At 57.8% G+C, this 18,696-nt stretch carries 18 protein-coding genes and 1 tRNA gene; 7 read left to right on the forward strand and 12 right to left on the reverse strand.

Annotated features, from left to right (window positions below):
- Positions 1–162: 162 nt before the first annotated feature.
- Positions 163–1,344, forward strand: a complete 1,182-nt coding sequence (locus tag VGL70_12685; GenBank protein ID HEY3304381.1) for a sodium:calcium antiporter — start codon at positions 163–165, stop codon at positions 1,342–1,344.
- 15 nt (positions 1,345–1,359) lie between these two features.
- Here VGL70_12685 and VGL70_12690 read toward each other — a convergent pair whose 3' ends face one another.
- Both VGL70_12690 and VGL70_12695 read right to left on the reverse strand, forming a co-directional pair.
- Positions 1,360–1,974 (reverse strand): histidine phosphatase family protein, encoded by a 615-nt coding sequence (locus VGL70_12690; protein ID HEY3304382.1) that lies wholly within the window; start codon positions 1,972–1,974, stop codon positions 1,360–1,362.
- Between the two features lie 104 nt (positions 1,975–2,078).
- Positions 2,079–3,989 (reverse strand): SurA N-terminal domain-containing protein, encoded by a 1,911-nt coding sequence (locus VGL70_12695; GenBank protein ID HEY3304383.1) that lies wholly within the window; start codon positions 3,987–3,989, stop codon positions 2,079–2,081.
- A 203-nt stretch (positions 3,990–4,192) separates the two neighbouring features.
- Between VGL70_12695 and VGL70_12700 the strand changes: the two genes are divergently transcribed.
- Genes VGL70_12700 through rodA form a run of 5 tightly spaced genes read left to right on the forward strand, consistent with a single transcriptional unit; the run spans position 4,193 to position 9,582 of the window.
- On the forward strand, positions 4,193–5,230 hold the full coding sequence (locus tag VGL70_12700) for a rod shape-determining protein (GenBank protein HEY3304384.1): 1,038 nt from the start codon (positions 4,193–4,195) through the stop codon (positions 5,228–5,230).
- Positions 5,231–5,260: 30 nt separating this feature from the next.
- Positions 5,261–6,094 (forward strand): rod shape-determining protein MreC, encoded by an 834-nt coding sequence (gene mreC, locus VGL70_12705; GenBank protein HEY3304385.1) that lies wholly within the window; start codon positions 5,261–5,263, stop codon positions 6,092–6,094.
- 11 nt (positions 6,095–6,105) lie between these two features.
- Positions 6,106–6,618 carry a rod shape-determining protein MreD gene (gene mreD / locus VGL70_12710; protein HEY3304386.1) on the forward strand — a complete coding sequence of 171 codons (513 nt, stop codon included), beginning with the start codon at positions 6,106–6,108 and terminating at the stop codon, positions 6,616–6,618.
- Positions 6,615–8,489, forward strand: a complete 1,875-nt coding sequence (gene mrdA, locus VGL70_12715) for a penicillin-binding protein 2 (protein ID HEY3304387.1) — start codon at positions 6,615–6,617, stop codon at positions 8,487–8,489. Before mreD ends, mrdA begins: the two co-directional genes overlap by 4 nt.
- Positions 8,479–9,582 carry a rod shape-determining protein RodA gene (rodA, locus tag VGL70_12720; GenBank protein ID HEY3304388.1) on the forward strand — a complete coding sequence of 368 codons (1,104 nt, stop codon included), beginning with the start codon at positions 8,479–8,481 and terminating at the stop codon, positions 9,580–9,582. The genes mrdA and rodA overlap by 11 nt, the downstream gene beginning before the upstream one ends.
- 107 nt (positions 9,583–9,689) lie before the next feature.
- Here the strand turns inward: rodA and trxA are convergent, their stop codons facing one another.
- From trxA to VGL70_12760, 8 genes are all read right to left on the reverse strand, one after another.
- Positions 9,690–10,019: a thioredoxin gene (gene trxA, locus VGL70_12725; protein HEY3304389.1), complete on the reverse strand. Its 330-nt coding sequence runs from the start codon at positions 10,017–10,019 to the stop codon at positions 9,690–9,692.
- 129 nt (positions 10,020–10,148) lie between these two features.
- Complete coding sequence (locus VGL70_12730) at positions 10,149–11,627, reverse strand: leucyl aminopeptidase (GenBank protein HEY3304390.1); 1,479 nt, start codon at positions 11,625–11,627, stop codon at positions 10,149–10,151.
- A 12-nt stretch (positions 11,628–11,639) separates the two neighbouring features.
- Positions 11,640–12,188, reverse strand: a complete 549-nt coding sequence (gene folE / locus VGL70_12735; GenBank protein HEY3304391.1) for a GTP cyclohydrolase I FolE — start codon at positions 12,186–12,188, stop codon at positions 11,640–11,642.
- Positions 12,189–12,349: 161 nt separating this feature from the next.
- Positions 12,350–13,087, reverse strand: coding sequence for a cytochrome c biogenesis protein CcdA (locus VGL70_12740; GenBank protein HEY3304392.1), 738 nt, complete (start codon positions 13,085–13,087; stop codon positions 12,350–12,352).
- Positions 13,084–13,650 (reverse strand): TlpA disulfide reductase family protein, encoded by a 567-nt coding sequence (locus VGL70_12745; protein HEY3304393.1) that lies wholly within the window; start codon positions 13,648–13,650, stop codon positions 13,084–13,086. The genes VGL70_12740 and VGL70_12745 overlap by 4 nt, the downstream gene beginning before the upstream one ends.
- A 2-nt stretch (positions 13,651–13,652) precedes the next feature.
- The gene (locus VGL70_12750) at positions 13,653–14,195 is read right to left on the reverse strand and encodes a redoxin domain-containing protein (GenBank protein HEY3304394.1); all 543 of its coding nucleotides are present in this window, start codon (positions 14,193–14,195) and stop codon (positions 13,653–13,655) included.
- An 87-nt stretch (positions 14,196–14,282) separates the two neighbouring features.
- Positions 14,283–15,254, reverse strand: a complete 972-nt coding sequence (locus VGL70_12755; protein HEY3304395.1) for an ABC transporter substrate-binding protein — start codon at positions 15,252–15,254, stop codon at positions 14,283–14,285.
- Between the two features lie 63 nt (positions 15,255–15,317).
- Positions 15,318–16,148 carry an alpha/beta fold hydrolase gene (locus VGL70_12760; GenBank protein HEY3304396.1) on the reverse strand — a complete coding sequence of 277 codons (831 nt, stop codon included), beginning with the start codon at positions 16,146–16,148 and terminating at the stop codon, positions 15,318–15,320.
- A 498-nt stretch (positions 16,149–16,646) separates the two neighbouring features.
- Between VGL70_12760 and VGL70_12765 the strand changes: the two genes are divergently transcribed.
- Positions 16,647–17,621 carry an IS1595 family transposase gene (locus VGL70_12765; protein HEY3304397.1) on the forward strand — a complete coding sequence of 325 codons (975 nt, stop codon included), beginning with the start codon at positions 16,647–16,649 and terminating at the stop codon, positions 17,619–17,621.
- A 290-nt stretch (positions 17,622–17,911) separates the two neighbouring features.
- On the opposite strand, the gene VGL70_12770 is transcribed toward VGL70_12765, so the two are convergent.
- Positions 17,912–18,220, reverse strand: coding sequence for a hypothetical protein (locus VGL70_12770; protein ID HEY3304398.1), 309 nt, complete (start codon positions 18,218–18,220; stop codon positions 17,912–17,914).
- Positions 18,221–18,579: 359 nt separating this feature from the next.
- Positions 18,580–18,677: transfer RNA gene (locus VGL70_12775), tRNA-OTHER, on the reverse strand.
- Positions 18,678–18,696 lie beyond the last annotated feature (19 nt).

An 18,696-nucleotide genomic window follows, 5' to 3' on the forward strand; every position in this document is an offset into this window, starting at 1 on the left:
TCCCTTGGGATGGAGAACCAACCGCTCTTCCATCCATTAAATGGCCGGTCCAAAGACCGGCCATTTTTTTTGCGCTCTTTTTCTGGAATACGGATCATTTTTCGGCTATGAATGGCCCTGTTTATTTACGGCGGCTACCGACGACACCTCAGGAGGGCTTTTATGGCGGATCGGCTCTGGCTGGCATCGGCGATTTTGCTCTGCATCCAATGGATCTTCTTTCATTCCATGGGCATTCACGCCAGCCCGGAATGGCAAGCCCTCAGCGCCGGCCTGGGCATTTTTGGGGCGGCCTTTCTCCTTTCCTGGGCGGCCGAGCTCGCCCAGTTCGATATTCCGCAGGCGCTGGCATTGGCGTTTCTGGCTCTGATCGCGGTTTTGCCGGAGTACGCGGTCGATATGTATTTCGCCTGGACGGCAGGCAAAGATCCCCAGTACACCGCCTACGCGACTGCCAACATGACGGGCGCAAACCGCCTGCTCATCGGCATGGGTTGGGCGTGCGTGGTCTTTACCTACTGGCTGAAGACCGGCAAGCGGTCTTTCGAGCTTGAGCCCTCGCACAAGGTCGAGATCTTATTTCTCGCCCTGGCGACGGTCTACTCCTTTACGATCCCGCTGAAGGCCCAACTCGATCTTGTCGACGCCGTCGTTTTAGTTTCGATGTTCGGCCTGTACATCTGGCGCGCCACCCGGGCGGCCCAGGTGGAGCCGGAGCTCGAAGGGCCGTCGGAAATGATCGCCCACTGGGGAGTCCGGCCGCGGCGCTTGGCGACGGTGATCCTGTTTTTTCTCTCCGGATATACGATCTTCCTCGCCGCCGAGCCGTTTGCCGAAGGCCTCCTGGCCACGGGACGGACTTTCGGCATCGAAGAGTTTGTGCTGGTCCAGTGGCTCGCGCCGCTGGCCTCCGAGTCGCCCGAATTCATCGTGGCGATTCTCTTCGCCCTCAGAGCCAACCCGGGGGCGAGCCTCGGCACGCTGCTTTCCTCCAAAGTCAACCAGTGGACGCTATTGGTCGGGATGCTCCCGCTGGTCTATATGATTTCCGCCGGCCGGATGACGCCGATGCATATGGACCAGCGGCAAGTGGAAGAAATACTTTTAACCTCGGCGCAGTCTGTCTTCGCCGTTGCGGTGCTGATCAATCTCTGCTTCTCTCTCGCCGAAGCGGCTCTCTTGTTCGTTCTCTTTACCACCCAACTGTTGATTCCCGATCCCACGTTTCGCTACTTCTTCTCTTTTCTCTATATCGCCTTGACGATCGGAATTTTTGTCTTGAGCAAAGATAGTCGCAAATCTCTGGTCGCGCTTTTCCGGCCCGCCAAAAAATCTTCGTCCTAGACGGAGCCCGAAGAGTCAAACTTGGCGCAGCGGGAGATGGCCGTTTTTAGATATAACGCGCCACGCGTCGTCCGCATCGTAGCTGAGACGGACGATTTCGCCCGGGTCTAAATGAAACGACCGGTACCGGTTGAGAGGCGTTCCGGTGATGCGGCAAAGAACGGCGAGGATGGGAAAATTGTGGCTCACGATAACGAGCGTATTCTCGGCGCCGTGGCGCCCGACGATGCGGCACAAACCGTCCCACGCCCGCTTCTCGACCTCGGCGAGCCGCTCGCCGCCGGGAATGTCGGCCTCGGCGGGCCGGTCCCGCCACTCGCGCAGAAAATCCGGCCGTGTCGCCTGAATTTCTGCAAACGTCAGTCCCTCAATCTCGCCGTGGTCGAGCTCGCGGAGACTCTCTTCGACGATCACGGTGAGATGGTGAAGACGGCCGACGGCGGCGGCCGTCTGGAGCGCCCTTCTGAGTTGACTGGAATAAACCGCGTCGATTTTCTCGCCGCTGAGCTCATGCGCCGCGGCCGCGGCCTGCCGGAGCCCGGTCTCGTTCAGCTCCAGGTCGGTCGTTCCCTGGCACCTCCGCGCCAGATTCCAGTCGGTGGCGCCGTGCCGCAGCAGAAAAATCCTCATGTTCCGTCAACAGCGAAATCCCGCATGACTTCTTTGCCATATGAGATTTGAGATTTGCGACTTCGTCGTGAGCTCAGTCGAACGATTCATCGCGAAGCGATGACTCAGCTCCCTTCCAGAACCGCCGGCTCCACTGCTATGCGCGCTTTGGCTTTCAGAATCTCGATGAATTTTTTCGCCGTCGCTTGTTTCTTCCCCTGCAGAGCCTGCTCCAGAAGAGCCGTCTTCTCTTTTTCAAACCGCTCCATGTCCACACCCTGGCTCTCCTTGAAGGCAAAAAGATAGACGGTGTTTTTCTGCGTGTAGGGACGGTCGGCCAAAGGTTGATAAATGGAAATCGCGATATCCCCCGGCCTGGCGTCTTGAAGCGCGCCCACTTTGGGAATCTCCGCGTCGCCGCGGAGAAACCATCCGGTGTCGCCGACTTGAAGCCCGTTCGCCTTGGCCACCTTGTGAATGTCTTTTTCCATCTTCAACTGCTCCAGGAGCGCCAACGCCTTTTTGTTCGCCAGGGCCAGCGCCTTCGATTCCTTGACTCGTCTCTCGATCTCGGCGCGCACGTTTTCCATCGGCGGAACCGTCGGCTCTTTTCTCTGGGTCACGCGCAAAAGATAATAGCCGTTCGCGCCTTCGATGGCCGGTCCGACTTCCTTCACGGGCAACGAAAACGCGGCGCGACGAAATTCTTCCATCGGCGCTATGTCCGGAAAAACTTCGCCGACGCCGAACAAGGGAGTCATTTTGACGGCGAGGCCTCTCTGCTTGGCGAGCGCGGCGAGCTCGCTCCCCGAAGCCGCTTTCTGCCGGTCCGCGTCCACCGCCCTGCCGGCCTCGATTTTTCCCCGCTCCGCCTTGACGGCGCGGACGATCTCCGGAGTCGCCTCTTTGAGGGCGGTGCTTTTTTCCTGCTTCACGTCTTCGGCTTTGAAGATGTGGTAGCCCAAAGGACTTTCCAGGACGCCGCTCACTTCGCTTTTTTTCAGGGCGAACACGGCTTGATCCAGGGACGGGAGCAACTGGCCGGGACTGATCCAGCCCAAGTCTCCGCCCTGGGCCGCGCTCGGATCTTCGGAATATTTCTTCGCCGCCGCGGCAAAATCTTTTCCGCTCCGCGCTTCCTTGAGCGCCGTCTCCGCCTTGGAGCGTGCGCCGGCCTTTTGCGCGCTGTCCGCTCCGGACTGAACGCGCGCCAAAATGTGGCGCAGCCGGACCGCTCGCGGCTGTTGAAACTTCGCGGCGCGGTTGCGGTTATAATAATCTTCGATCTCCTTCTCTCCGACCTGGACTTGCTCGACGAAATGGGCGGACGGATAAACGATATATTCGACTTGAACCTTGAGCGGCTCGGCGAGCGCGGCCTTGTTGCGCTCGTAATAATTTTTGCTCTCCTCTTCCGTGACGCTCGCCTGGGAAAGAAAATCTTCCGCGGAGAGCCGGATAAAGTTGAACGAGACTTTTTCCTGCGCGAAGCCGTATTGCTCGCGCACTTCGTTCTCGGAGACGCGGACCGCGTCCTGAATCACGCCGTAAAGCTTCTGGACCGCCAGCTCCCGCCGCCGCTCTTCTTCGAATTCTCCGGGATGGATCCGGTTCGCGCGCAGCAACTGGAGGTAACGGTTTTTGCTGAAGCGGCCTTCGATCTGGAACTCGGGGACGCGCGCGATCGCTTCCATAAGCTCTTCGTCGGTCACCTCCAGGCCGAGCCGGCGCGTTTCTTGAAGCAGCAGGCGCTGTTGGATCAGATCTTCCATGACGCTATTTTTAAGTTTCAAGTTTTTGAGCGTCTCCGGCGTCAACTCGCCCTTGAGGAGATTGCGGTAGACGTCGATCATCTTTTGATACTGAGTTCCAAACTCCCTCTGGCTGATGACTTCGCCGTTGACCTCGGCTACCTTATCCGAGTCGTGTTCGCCCATTTTTCCTCCGCCATAAAAAAGGACGAAAACGACCACAACAAGCCCAAGGAGAAACGTCACGACCCAGGACCTTTTCCGTTTGCGCAACACATCAAGCATAAATGAATCCTTCTTGGATAAAGCGGTAGCGGCGTGGAAACCTTCACATGATAGGTAATGGCTTCTCCCATTGCAAACACTTGGCACTCATTTTGGATGCCGTAATTTGATGTTTCCAAGTCATCTTGCTTGATAGGGTCAAATTTGTTATTTTCACTTGGATTTAGGCCCTATCCGGCAATCGTAAAGGAGCCGTTTTTTGCATGTTGAATTCCCTCTTTAGCCTTTTTTCCAACGATTTGGCAATCGATCTCGGCACGGCGAATACGCTGATATACGTCAAGAACGAAGGCATCGTCTGCAACGAGCCGTCGGTGGTGGCGGTCCAGCACAAGAACGAGCGCGGCGGCAAGAAAGTGCTCGCGGTCGGCGCCGAGGCCAAGAAAATGCTCGGCCGGACTCCCGGAAGCATCGTCGCGATCCGGCCGTTGAAGGACGGCGTGATCGCGGATTTCGAGATCACCGAGGCGATGCTGCGCTATTTCATCCGCAAGGTTCAGAACCGCCACAGCTTCGTCCGGCCGCGCATCATCATCGGCGTGCCGTTCGGCATCACCGAAGTGGAAAAAAGAGCGGTGCGCGAGTCGGCGACGTCCGCGGGCGCACGCGAAGTTTACTTGATCGAGGAGCCGATGGCCGCGGCGATCGGCGCCGGCCTTCCGATCACCGAGCCGACCGGCAGCATGATCGTGGACATCGGCGGCGGCACCACCGAGGTCGCGGTCCTCTCTCTTTCCGGCATCGTCTTTTCCCGCTCGATCCGCGTCGGCGGCGACAAGATGGACGAGGCGATCGCCCAATTCATCAAGCGAAAATATAAATTGCTCGTGGGAGAAAGAACGGCCGAACTGATCAAGATCACCATCGGCTCGGCGTATCCCGGCGATGAGATTCAAACGATGGAGATCAAGGGACGCGACCTCGTCTCCGGCGTGCCCAAGACCGTCGTCATCACCGACAAGGAGATCCGCGATTCTCTGGTCGAGCCGCTGAACCAGATCGTCGAGGCCGTGCAGATCTCGCTCGAGCGCACGCCGCCGGAGTTGGCTTCGGATATCGTCGACCGCGGCATCGTGCTGGCCGGCGGCGGCGCGCTGCTGAGAAACCTGGACATGCTCATCCGGGAAGAAACCGGCCTGCCGGTCGTCCTGGCCGACGACCCGCTGACGGCGGTCGTGATGGGCGCAGGGAAGGCTCTCGACGAGATTTCCTTGCTAAAGGAGGTCGCCACGTCGTCCTAGCATCGCTTCGTTGACCGCGGTTAAGAGTCCATGATTTCTTTCGTCCGCCGTAATCAGGTGCTCCTCAGCGCCTTTCTCTCCGTTCTGCTGTCTCTCTACATCATCGCACCCGCAACCAGGGGACAAATGAGAGCCGACCCGATCGGGCCGCTCCTGATCGCGCTGATGCGGCCTTTTCAATCGGGAATCCAGATGACGGTCGGGGGGATCAAGGACGTCTATTTCAACTACGCCGCCTTGCGCGGCCTCGGCGTCGAGAATGAAAAGCTTAAAGCGCGCATCCAGCAACTCGAGACGGAGCGCAACCGGCTTTTGGAAGATGAGGCGACCAACAAACGGCTCCGCGAGCTGATGGAATTTCGCGCGGAGTTGCCGCCGGGCGCCGTCACGGCGTCGGTTACGGCCAACAGCGCCAGCACGTGGTTCCACAGCCTGCTCATCGACAAGGGAAAGTCGGCCGGAGTGGAAAAAGGCATGGCGGTGGTTTCTCACCTGGGCGTCGTGGGGCAGGTGGTTTCAGTGACGTCGAGAAACGCCAAGGTGCTGCTGGTGACCGACTCTCACAGCGGAGTGGACGCTATCGTACAGCGAAGCCGCGCGCGCGGCATCGTTGCCGGATCGCTGGAAAACGGCCCGATCATGAAATACGTGAAGCGCAGCGACGATCTCCAGGAAGGCGATCGCCTCGTCACCTCGGGGCTCGACGGCGTTTTTCCCAAGGGCCTGTTGGTCGGGACAATTTCGAAGGTAAACAAGAAAAGCATCGGCTTGTTCCAGCACGTTGAAGTGACACTGGCGGTCGACCCTTTGCGGCTCGAAGAGGTTTTGGTGGTGAAGGGCGGACCGGCAAAGGCGAAAGAGTAAAGCTGTCTGCTATGAAGCTATCCCTGCTTTTTCTCGCCGTCGGATTCGTTCTGGTGCTGTTGCAGACGACCCTGCTGCACCTGCTTCCGCTGGGGCCTTTTGTTCCGGACCTCGCCCTCGTCTTATGCGTCTATCTGGGACTCAACCATCCCACGGTCGGCGCCGTCGTGGGCTCGTTCATGTTGGGCTATTCCGTCGATGTCTTCTCCAGCCCAGTGCTCGGCCTCAACTGCTTGGCGATGTCGCTGGTTTTTCTCACCGCTTATTTGAGCTCGCGCTGCATCTGGATCAACAGCCCGCTGCTTAGCGCTCCCGTGGTTTTTCTCGCCTCCTGGGTCAAGGGAGCGTCGCTGATGGCGGTCTGGACGCTTTTTCTCGCGATGGACGGGCTCGGCGCCGGCGGTCTGAAGTACGCCTTCCTCGACGCGCTCCTCGCCGCCATTCTGGCACCGGCGATATTCACGCTCCTCCGCCGGGGCCAGAGCTACGTCGAAAGTAAAAAAGCCTCGATGGAAGCCGCATGATCTCTTTGAGCTCTCAGAAAGAAGTGCCGCCGGAGTTTCGCTATCGCACGCAAATTCTCCTCGCGATCGTAGCGGTGATTTTTCTCTTTCTCTTCGGCCGGCTCTTCTTTCTCCAGGTCATCGACGGCGAGCGCTATACCTATCTCTCCGAGAATAATCGCATCCGGCTGAAGAAAGTGCCGGGCACGAGGGGCATGGTCCTCGACCGCCGCGGCCAACTGCTGGTCGACAGCCGCCCCTCTTTCGATCTCCTGTTCGTGCCGGAAGACGCGCCGGAACCGGAAAATACCTTGCGGCAACTGGCGCGCTTTTTGGGCCGCGACGAAGCCGAGCTGCTGAAGCTTTCGCAAGAAAATAAATCCCGCACGCCGTTCCAGGAGATCGTGCTCGGAAAAGATATCGATTGGGCCTCGATGGTCGCCGTGGAAGCGCATCAGCTCGATCTGCCGGGCGTCACGCTGAGGACCCGCCCAAGGCGGAGCTACGTGGAGAGCGGCATGGCCGCTCATCTGCTGGGCTACTTGGGAGAGATCGGTCCGAAGCAGTTGAAGACGCAAAAGGACAACGGCTACAGCATGGGAGACGAGATCGGCCAGTTCGGTCTCGAGCGGCGCTGGGAAGAATTTCTCCGCGGCCAGAGCGGCGGCCAGCAGGTGGAAGTCGACGCTCTCGGGCGGCGCGTCCGAGTGCTCCACGAAGTGGAAGACGTTCCCGGCTACAACGTCGTCTTGACGATCGACAAGGACGTTCAGCAAGCCGCATTCGAGGGGTTGAAAGGCAAAGACGGAGCGATCGTCGCCCTCGACGTCAACAGCGGAGCGGTGCTGGCCATGGCCAGCACTCCCGCGTTCGATCCCAATGTGTTTGCGCGCGGCGTCACGTCGCAAGAATGGCGCGGCCTCACGACCGACCGCGCCTACCCGCTCAATAATCGCGCCATCCAGGGCCAATATCCGCCGGGCTCCACTTTCAAGATCGTCTTGACGGTCGCGTCGCTCGAAGAAGAGACGCTTTCGCCCACACAGCCCCTCGCATGCGGCGGCTCCCTGGCGGTCGGAAACCGCGTCTTCCGCGACTGGAAAAAAGAGGGGCATGGGTCGGTCGACCTGCACAAAGGCCTGGTGCAGTCGTGCGACGTTTATTATTACCAGTTGGGCCAGCGCCTCGGCATCGATCAAATCGCGAAGCACGCGCGCAACCTTGGACTGGGAGAAAAAACCGGCATCGCCCTCGACGACGAGAAGCCCGGCCTCATCCCCGACACCGCATGGAAAAAGCGCCGTTTCAACCAACCCTGGTATCCCGGCGAAACGCCGTCGGCGGCGATCGGCCAGGGTTACATCACGGTGACGCCGCTGCAGATGGCCAACCTGATGGCGATCATCGGCAACGGCGGAACGCGCTACCGGCCCTGGTTCGTGAAGAAAGTGGTGTCCCTGGACGGCTCCGTGATTCAGGAGTACGGTCCGGAAAAGCTCGGCGCCGCGCCGCTCAAAGAAACCACCGTGGCCTTCCTGCGCGATACGTTGCGCGACGTAGTGACCGCCGGCACGGGCGGAAGCGCGAAATCGCAAATCGTCTCGATCGGGGGAAAAACCGGCACGGCCCAGGTGGCGGAGATGAAAGGCGCCTATGTCAAGAGCGAACAGCTCGCCTACGCCCTTCGCGACCATGCCTGGTTCGTCGCTTACGCCCCGACCGAGAACCCCGAGATCGCGGTGGCCGTTCTGGTCGAGCATGGAGGCCACGGCGGCTCGGCGGCGGCGCCTTTGGCGAAGAGCGTGATCGAAAAATACTTCGCCGTCCGCGGCGAGCCGCCGCCCGCCAATCGAACGCTCGCCGGCACCGAAGGAGACGCGCGTGCCAATTGACCGCCGCCTCGCCGCCCATTTCGACTGGACGCTCTTCGGTATCGTCGTCGGCCTGATCTTCTTGGGAATTCTCACGATCTACAGCGCGACCTACAGCGTCAGCGAGCACCAGGGCAGCGGCTTGGCCACGAAACAGTTTTACTGGTTTCTGATCGGCATCGTCGCCCTGGTGACGGCGACGACCTTCGACTACCACCGGGTGGACCGCATCGCTTATCCATTTTACGGCGTGATTCTCGTCTTGCTCGGGATCGTCTTTTTTATCGGCCACTCCGGAGGAGGCTCGCAGCGCTGGATTCATCTGGGATTTTTTACCTTGCAGCCGTCGGAGCTCGCCAAGCTCGCCATCGTCCTGGCGCTCACCAAGTTCCTCCAATACGACGAGCCGCCGGCCGGCTATCGCCTGCGCGATCTGTGGATGCCGTTCGCTTTGATGGCGCCGCTCGCGGTATTGACGCTCATCCAACCCGACCTCGGCACGGCGGTCATTATCGTCGTCGTCTTCTTCAGCATGATACTCATGGGAGGACTTAAGTTGCGGTCGTTTCTCTATCTGGCCGCCGCCGGCTTGACCTTTTTGCCCCTCGGCTGGCATTTTCTGAAGGAGTATCAACGAAATCGCATCTGGACTTTCTTAAATCCCGATCTCGATCCGTTGGGCGCCGGCTATCACGTCATACAATCCAAGATCGCCGTCGGCTCGGGCCGCTGGTTCGGGAAGGGCTTTCTGAACGGGACGCAGAACCGGCTCGACTTTCTCCCGGCGCAGCATACGGACTTTATCTTCGCCGTTTTCGCGGAAGAATGGGGCCTTATCGGTTGCTTGATTTTGCTCGCGCTCTATCTGGCCTTGACGGTGGTCGCGCTCGGGATCGTTTCGCGCGCCAAAGACCGCATCGGCGCGCTCCTCGCGTTCGGCGTGCTCAGCATCTTCTTCGCGCACGTGGTGGTGAACATCTGCATGGTGACCGGGCTCATGCCCGTGGTCGGAATTCCACTGCCGCTGTTGAGCTACGGCGGCTCCTCGATGGTCTCGATGATGGTGGCGATGGGCCTGCTCATCAACGTGAGCATGCGCCGGTTCACGTTCTAGGCAAGAATGGAGTAATGGAGTGTTGAAGCCTTGGAGTAATTGGATCTGAAATTCCACTCCGATAATCCAACACTCCGATACTCCACTACTCCAATACTCCAGTTTTTTTATGATCCCAGAACATTTCCGATCGCCTGGACAAGCTTGGCCTTGGCGACGGCGCCGACGACCTGGTCCTTGACCGTACCGCCTTTGAGAATCAGCAGCGTTGGGATCCCGCGCACGCCGTAGCGCGATGCCGTGCCGGGATTGTTGTCCACGTTGAGCTTCGCGACTTTGAGCTTGCCGTCGTACTCCGCCGCCAGCTCCTCGACGATCGGCGCGATCGCCTTGCACGGACCGCACCACGGCGCCCAGAAATCTACCAGCACGGGCAAGTTCGACCGAAGCACTTCGGCTTCGAAGTTCGCGTCGCTGACCTCCGTTATCTTTCCCATGAAAATGTTTCCCTTCGGTAGTGGTTCAATTTGAATTCAACAACATTTCTCTGTAGGGGCAGGCCCCTGTGCCTGCCCCTACTTTTCGGGCGACCACGGGGGGTCGCCCCTACAACACTACCTTCCGTGCTAGAGTGTCGAGAGAAATCTGAGCAGTGTTCTGACGCCGAAGCCGGTGCCGCCCTTGGGAGAAGTGAGCATGTCCTTCTCCGCGAAGGCCGGACCCGCAATATCGAGATGCGCCCACGGCACGCCGTCGACGAATTCCTGGAGAATCAGCGCCGCCGTGATCGCGCCGCCGTACGACCCGCCGATATTTTTCATGTCCGCGACGCTGCTCTTGATCTCGTCACGGTATTCCTTGACCAGGGGAAGCTGCCAGAGCTTTTCTCCCGACTCTCTTCCCGAGCGAATGAGAGCGTCCGCGAGCGCCTGGTTGTTGCTGAAGATTCCGGCGACCTCCGTTCCGAGCGCGACCATGCAGGCGCCGGTGAGCGTCGCCAGGTTGACGATATAGTCGGGCTTTTCTTTGGCGGCGAGAGCCAAACCGTCGGCCAGGATCAATCTCCCTTCGGCGTCGGTGTTGAGCACCTCGATGGTCTTGCCGTTCAGATACCGGATGATATCGCCCGGCTTTTGCGCGCTGCCGCCCGGCAGGTTGTCGGTGGTGGGAATATAGCCGGTGACTTCGACGGGCAGTCCAAGCCCGGGCAGCCGGCTCATAGCGCCGATGATCGCCGCGCCGCCCGCCATATCGAGCTTCATCGTCTCCATCGATTTCGCCGGCTTCAACGACAGCCCGCCGGAGTCGAAGGTAATTCCCTTTCCTACGAGAGCGACCTTTTTCTTCCCCTTACCGGCGGGCCGGTAGCGAATCACGATGAAGCGCGGCTCCTCCGCGCTGCCGCGATTGACCGCGAGAAGTCCCGCGAGATTCATCGCCTCGATCTTCTTTTTGTTCCACACCTCGACGCTGAGGCTCTTTCCCCGGCAATGGCGCTGGGCCTGCTCGCCCAGATAGCGCGCCGTGGCGACCGACGGAGGCTCGTTCACTAGATCGCGCGCCAGAGACACGCCCGGAGCGATATCGAGCGCCAGCTTTACCGCGCGGACCATGCCGCTGCTTCGGCTAAGACCCGGCCGAAACAAGATAAACGACCTTAGAGCAGCCGACGGCTTCCGCTCCGAGCGATATTTGTTGAACTGGTAGGACGCGAGCAGAACGCCCTCGGCGACGGCGCCAGCGGCAAGCTCCGCCTCTTTTTCCGGGGAAAAGAAAAAACCGACGTCCTCCGCGCCGAGCGCCGAAGCTTCCTTGCGCGCGCGCGCGCCGGCTTTTCTCCAGGAATCGGCGCCGACCTCCTCCGCTTTGCCCAACCCGATCAGCACGAGGTTCGCCGCCGGCATCCGGCCCGCGGTGCTGTAGGACAACGAGCTGCCCTCGGCGCCGGTGAATTGGCTTTTCTTCACTCGCTCGGCGAGGCCGCCGTGGAGCAGGCGGTCGAGCCGCCGGATCACCGGCCCGTCGAGCTGCTTCTCCCGCACCGGAACGGCTAAAAGCCCGGTCTTGATCCTTTCAGGTTGTTGGTCTTGAAATTTTATTTCCATCCCTGCCTCTTTTTAGTCCCGCGACCGAATCAAATTCATAAACTCGTTGCGCGTTTCTTGCCGCGTGCGGAAGGCGCCGAGCAGCGTGCTCGTAATGATCATCGAATTCTGCTTCTCCACGCCGCGCATTCTCATGCACAAATGCTCCGCCTCGATCACGACCCCCACTCCCAGCGGGTTGAGTTTTTCCATCAGCGTGGTGGCGATCTGGCTCGTCAGCCGTTCCTGTACCTGCAGCCGGCTCGAGAAGACGTCGACCACGCGGGCCAGCTTGGAGACGCCGATGATCTTGTGCTGCGGAAGATAAGCGACGTGCGCCTTGCCGAAGAACGGCAGCAAATGGTGCTCGCAGAGGGAATAGAAGTCGATGTTCTTCTGGACGATCATTTCCGAGTACTCTTCGGTGAACACGGCGTTGTTGATCACCTCGTCCAGGTTCATCCGATAGCCGCGGGTGAGAAACGCGAGCGCGTCGCTCACCCGCTTCGGCGTTCGGCGCAGCCCTTCGCGGTCCGGATCTTCGCCGATGGATTTGAGGATCAGGCGGATGTGTTCTTCCATGGGTCTCTCCCGGAGGTCTGATTTAGCAAGACGCGATCGGAAAATTTTCGGCGGCGTTGAAAAAAGTTATCACTTCGACCGAGGGAGGTCAAACAAACCAGTAAGCACAACGCAGTAAAAGTCCGGAGAGCCGGAGATTCTTGTTCACTGCCTACTGCCTACTACAATCTTTGATACAGCCACTGCGGCGTGAATCGGATGGCATAGCTGTTGAGCAGCGTGAAGTAGTCGGTCATCAAGAGAACGCCGACGATCACGAGCAGAACTCCCGCCGCGGCGTGGACATACCCGATGTAACGGCGGAACGCCTGCGAGAAGTGGAAGAAAGAGTTCACCGCAACGGCGCTCAGAAAAAACGGCAGCGCAAGTCCCGCCGCGTAGCCGCTCAGAAGAAACACGCCTTCGCTCACCCGGCTCGACGTTGCCGCCCAAGTGAGGATCGCGCCGAGAATCGGCCCGACGCACGGGATCCAGGCCACGGCAAAGGTGACACCGATCAACGCCGAGCCCAAGTAGCCCGCCGGCTTGTCTTTCAGATTCACCTGGAAATAACGATCGAGGGCGGATATTTTAAAAACTCCCAAGAGGTAAATGCCGACGATAACGATCAGCGCGCCGCCGGCGACGCGGATCAACCGGCGGTATCCCGCAAATAGACCGCCCAAAAAACTGGCGGAGACGCCGAGCGAGACAAAGACGACGGAGAATCCCAGGATAAACGCCAGCGAATTGAGCACGACGCGGCGCCGGACCAGGCTCTGCGCCCGCGGACCCCTCATCTCCTCCAGCGACACGCCGGAGATGAACGACAAATAAGAAGGGATGACGGGCAATACACAGGGAGAGAGAAAAGAAAGCAGCCCCGATGTGAATGCGACGATAAAATTGATGTCGGTCATCGCTTGCCGTCGAGCAGCTCTTGGATGAGCTGTTTGGCGGCGGCACCGTCCCACGACGCCGGGCCCCACATTCTCGCCAAGCCCTCGCCCTTGGAGCCAATCAGATAAGTCGCGGGCAACCCCCAAGCTCCATAAAGAAGACCGACTTCGCCTTCGGGATCGAACATGACGGGATAGGTGATTTTGAGTTCCTTTAAAAACTGCAGCGCGTCCTTGCGGCTGTCTTTCACGTCCACGGCGACGATCGTGAAGCCCTTGCTCTTAAACTGCTGGTACAGCCGCTCCATCGCCGGCATCTCCTCCCGGCAGGGCACGCACCAGGTGGCCCAAAAGTTGAGCAGGACCAGCTTGCCGCGAAAATCTTTCAGCGACGCTTTCTTTCCGGACAGATCGGGAAGGGTAAAATCTGGAGTCGGCGAAGCGTCCTTCATCGGCTCCAGATTGGGAACGAGCTTGTAGTTCAGCCCGGGAGCGCGACCGCTCTGGCCCCAACTCTCTCCGTTTCCAAACCAGAGAGCCGAAAGCAGAAGAAAAAGCGACGCAATGAACCGCTGGCTAATCATATCTAACGCAGATTGATTTTCTTCACTTCCTTCAGCAGCTCGTCAGTGGAAATAAGGTCTTGTTCCCGATTGCTGGGCCTAACGCTCTTAAAACGGATGATCCCCTCCTTGTCGATGATAAAATAGGACCGCGTGGCACGGCGTGTTGTTTCATTAAGTACACCAAAGGCCTTCATAGCCTTTTGATCCTGAAAATCACTGAGAAGGGGGTAATTCAATTTCATGAAATCCGCAAAGGCTTTCTGGGAAAAGGTGGCGTTGGCACTTATGCCTAAAACCTCGGTATTCTCTGCCTGGAATTTAGTATAATTGTCCGCACCGGACGACAGAATATGCTCAATTCAGACTGGACTATAGTCGAGCACGTAAAAATTAATCAGCACATTTTTCCCCCGAAGGCTGCTTAACTTGAGTTTTCCCCCTTTGGTGCTAGCTAGCTCAAAGTCCGGTGCCTTATCCCCTACCTCCACCGCGAGAAGCAGAGTTGGAGGCAGAAAGAGCAGAAGGGAAAAAACCATTGCTAGGGTAGAACCTTTTCTCTTCATAGCCCCTCCTTTTTCCCTTTTTTTAAGCCGTATATCCCAAATCGTTTAATTCTAGCGGACTCATGGCCGACAAACAACATCCCTTTATCACCTTATCACTTTATCTGCCCGGACGAGAATTTCCGGCGGTACAGTAAGACCGATCTTCTTGGCTGTCTTGAGGTTGATGATTAGATCAAACCGCTTCGGCTGCTCTACGGGCAGGTCGCCGGGTTTGGAGCCTCTGAGGATCTTGTCCACGTACGTCGCTGCGCGCCTGTACAAGTCGGCATCGCTCGGCCCATAGCACATGAGGCCGCCAGCATCCACAAAATCCCTTGTCTGGAACAGTGTTGGAAGGCCCCCCTTTGTCGCGAGGTCGACGATCCTCGATTGGTGAGCAATGGTAAGGGTGTCCGCCAGCGTAAAAAGAGCGCCGGCGCGCTTGCTTTTAGCGGCTCGGAATGCGCTTTCGAGATCGTTGCCAACCCGCACCTCCAGGGATTGAATCTGCAACCCCAAGGTCCCTGCCGCGACCAGCGTCTCTTCGAGATCGCGGGCCTTGTCAGGATTGGCCGCATTCCAGAGGACCGCCACGCGCGAGAGTCCGCGAACCGCCTCCTTGAGCAGCTCCAACCGTTTCCCGCTCAGCTCCCGGGAAAGAGCGGTCAGCCCCGTGACGTTCCCTCCTGGCCGCGCGAGGCTGGCGACGAGCCCGGTACCAACAGCATCGCCACTGGCAGCCATGACGATGGGGATCGTCCTGGTCGCTCGCTGAGCAGCAAGGGCGTCTAGCGTGCTCGGCGTCACAATGATGTCAACTTTGAAACGGACCAGCTCAACAGCGAGATCGAAGAGCCGATCGAGTTTTCCATGTGCCAGTCGGTACTCAATGGCGACGTTCTTTCCCTCAACATAGCCTAGCTCGCGTAAGCCTTGCCGAAATGCCTCCTCGAGGGGCCCGAGCCCGGAGGCGGACGTTAGGTAACCTATCCTGTGGACTTTCGCTGGCGGCTGCGCCCCTGCCATCGTTGCGCCCGCGCCGAGCGCCACTATGACTAGAACAAGGCTAAGATTCATTCTCATATTTTCATGGCGAAGCGTATCCAACCACCATCTGTTATGTCAATCTAAAACCAAGCCTCAGGGATGTTCCAATAAGTCAGCGAGCAAGATTTCCTCAGCCGATTTTTGCACGACCCAGCGGTGGCAGTCTCTCGTGATTTCCTCGCCCTCGTCCTCATCCATGATCCAGTGGCCGTGGCCGGCGTACTCGCGAAATTCCGCGCCGATCAGCTCCGCGAATCGTCGCAGCGAATCCGCCGGCGCCACCCGATCGTCGCGCGCGGCGACGACGAGAATCGGCGCAGGAATGGACTTGGGATCGAGCCTGGCACGCCGGTCGAAAAATTCCCGGATCAGGTCGGGAGACTCGGGCACGAGAGATCGGAGCGCCTCCGGGTGTGCGGCGGGCGGCAGCGCGTTGAGCCAGTTTTTGCGGAAATCTTTCTCCTCGATGCGAAACGGCCGGCGCAAAAAGAGCAGCGGCGAGTACTTTAACCGCAAGAGCCGCAGCGCGCGCGGCAACTCCGGCGCCACTTCGCTCGGCGGCAAGCTTGCGAGCAGGACCAGCGCCGATATACGTTCTTTCGCCGCGGCCTGGCGCGCCGCCAGTCCTCCCAAATCGTGCCCCAAGAGCACCGGCGGAAACTCGGCGGCGCGGATCACCTGCTTGAGATCTTCCACGCAATCCTGAAAGTTTACTCGCTTCAACGCTTCGAGAGCATTTTCTTCGAAGCGTCCGCGGAAATTTACCGCCCAGCATTCCCAGCCTAAATTGGCAAGATGAGTCGCCCACCTGCGCCAGCAGCGGCTCGACGTCCATGCTCCGTGAATCAAGATCAGCGGAGCTTTGAACTTTACTTTCTCCGGCGGCGAGACGTCGATGAGAATTTTGCCGATCCACTTTTCCATGGTAGCGTTCACGATAGCGAAACGAGCCGCGAGATTACCCTCACCCCTTCCCTCTCCCGCGTGCGGGAGAGGGAAGGGGTGAGGGCGCGCCAAGACGCCAAGCGCGCAAAGTTTTTAATAGCGAATTGCGCCGCGAAATAACAAGGCCCTCCCGGGTTTGGACCCGAAGGGCCTTGCACTTTGGACAGCCAGGACAGCCGCCCTATCGCCTGAGATGAGGAGGGTTTAACTCACCGCCGCCACACCACATCCGAACTCTTTACTTTTTCTTTTTCTTCTTGGCTTTCTTCTTTGCCATAGGCGCCTCCTTCTTAGATTCCCCTGAACGGGGTATCAACGCTGGAGGTAGGAGTTCTCGCTCAGGCGAGCAGATTTCCTTCAAACCCTCCCTGTATTTTGTAGGTAATTTTATTATAAGTACGCTAGTAATTGTGTGTCAAGAAAAAAATGGCAATAATATACTTGACTGACCTTCCCTAAAGTGCTATATTCAGAACCATGAAAACACAAATCACATTGCCGACGACTCTGCTTGAGGCGATCCGCTACTTCTCCGATCCTGACGTGTGCCTTGAATTCGTCAGAGAGCTTCGCTGGCCGCATGGCGTGGAATGCCCGCACTGCGGATCGGAGAAAGTGACGTTCCTGAAAAATGCGCGTCTCTGGAAGTGTCACACGAAACACGCCAAGCAAAAATTCTCGGTCAAGGTCGGAACAATTTTTGAGGATAGTCCTATCGGCCTGGACAAGTGGCTTGCTGCCGTATGGATGATAGCGAATTGTAAGAATGGCATTAGCTCCTATGAGATTCACAGAGAGATAGGCGTAACTCAAAAGACCGGATGGTTTATGATGCACCGAATTCGCCTAGCAATGCAGACTGGATCGTTCAAAAAGTTTTCCGGTCAGGTTGAAGCCGACGAAACTTTTATTGGTGGTGCCGCTCGTAATATGCACTGGAGAAAGAAACAGGCGCGAGAAGTGAAGGGACGCGGATCGGTCGGCAAAACAGCCGTGATGGGACTTCTGGAACGTCATCCGCGCAACGGTAGTCAGGTTAAACTTACCGTTGTCCCCAATACCCGATGGAACACCCTACAGAGAAAAGTCAGAGAGAATGTTGAGCGTGGAACCGAGATGCACACGGACGCGCTTCTCTCCTATACCGGACTTGAGCATGACTACCTGCATCGCGTCATAGATCACGCTGAGAGCTACGTTAAAGGACATATCCACACCAACGGCCTCGAAAACTTCTGGAGCCTCTTAAAACGCGGCCTCAAGGGAACCTACGTTAGCGTTGAGCCGTTTCACCTGTTCCGCTACCTCGATGAACAGACTTTCCGGTTCAATACCCGGAGAGGTACAAACGCGGAGAGATTCGCGGAAGTGATGCAGATGGTTGCTGGGAAGCGTCTTACCTATGAGAAGCTAACTGGTAAAGAGAGTGGAGACGGTCTTTTGCCATCGTAGACAGGAACGGGGAAAACGCCGTTGCGACTAGCTCACCACTGCATGTTGATGCCAAATTCTGAGAGCGGGATATCGAGTTGGCCGCATAGGGACCGAAGCAGGTCGGGGTCGAGCCGATCGGTCAAATTCAAATTGGGAACAGGGGCGGTAAATTTGTCTTTATCTGTTTCCCTTAATAGATATTGCTCTGGCTTTGATGCTGTAACGGTCTTTATTTGTACGTTGTATTTGGCTTGAGCCACTCGTAGAAAGTCGGCAAGGGTAGGCCACTGGATAAAGGGATAAGCCATCTAGAGTTGGCAACGAATCTCCGAGCGAAATCCACCGATCATAAAAGCTGGCGGCAGGGAGATTTGGTCATCGTTAATAAGCTCAAGCTGCGCTCGCTCAAAAAGATCATGGTATAGTTGCGGGGCGGGTTTCAATTTAAACGGGGTGATACCTTCCGCCTTGCATGCCGCTAGTCTCACGTGCAGCGTGCGAATTAGTTCGGCCTTAATATCATCTATGGTGCCGTGGGATTGTGCAACAATGTCGTATTCCAAGCATTGAGCCACCCAACCATTCTCTCGCTTCATAATCAGGACTCGTAATTCCATCGTTCTTTCCTCCTGTGATAGTAGCCAGCTACCACTTCGATGCTTGTAGCTTTTACTCCACGACTGCCAGCCTGTCAAGCAATTGGCCCATCGGGGAAAACCCTAGGTCAGATTAAGCAAAAACCTGGCCATCTGTGACTATAATCGGCCCGGGTGGATGGAACTTTACCCATACCCGAGAATGTGATATTGTACCAGGCGTGTCTAAGAAAGCCGAACCGGACTTGTCGGCCTTCCGGCGATTTGAGAAGCGAATGAAAGCTCTTGTCGCTGTTCCGAAAAAAGAGCTTCAAGAGCAATTGGATAAATTTAAGAGGGAGAAGCCTAGGAGAAAATCAGCCTTTCGTTAAAGAAATTGTAGGGAGCTGGAGGGATCGAACCTCCACGGACTTTCGTCCCAGGGTACTTCGGCTGTCAACCTAGCCCTGTGCGTCTGCCTGCATTCCGCCAAGCTCCCATATGTGGAACAGCGGTAA

This window comes from Candidatus Binatia bacterium, from assembly GCA_036504975.1.
In the GTDB taxonomy this organism is placed as follows: Bacteria; Desulfobacterota; Binatia; order UBA9968; family UBA9968; genus JAJPJQ01.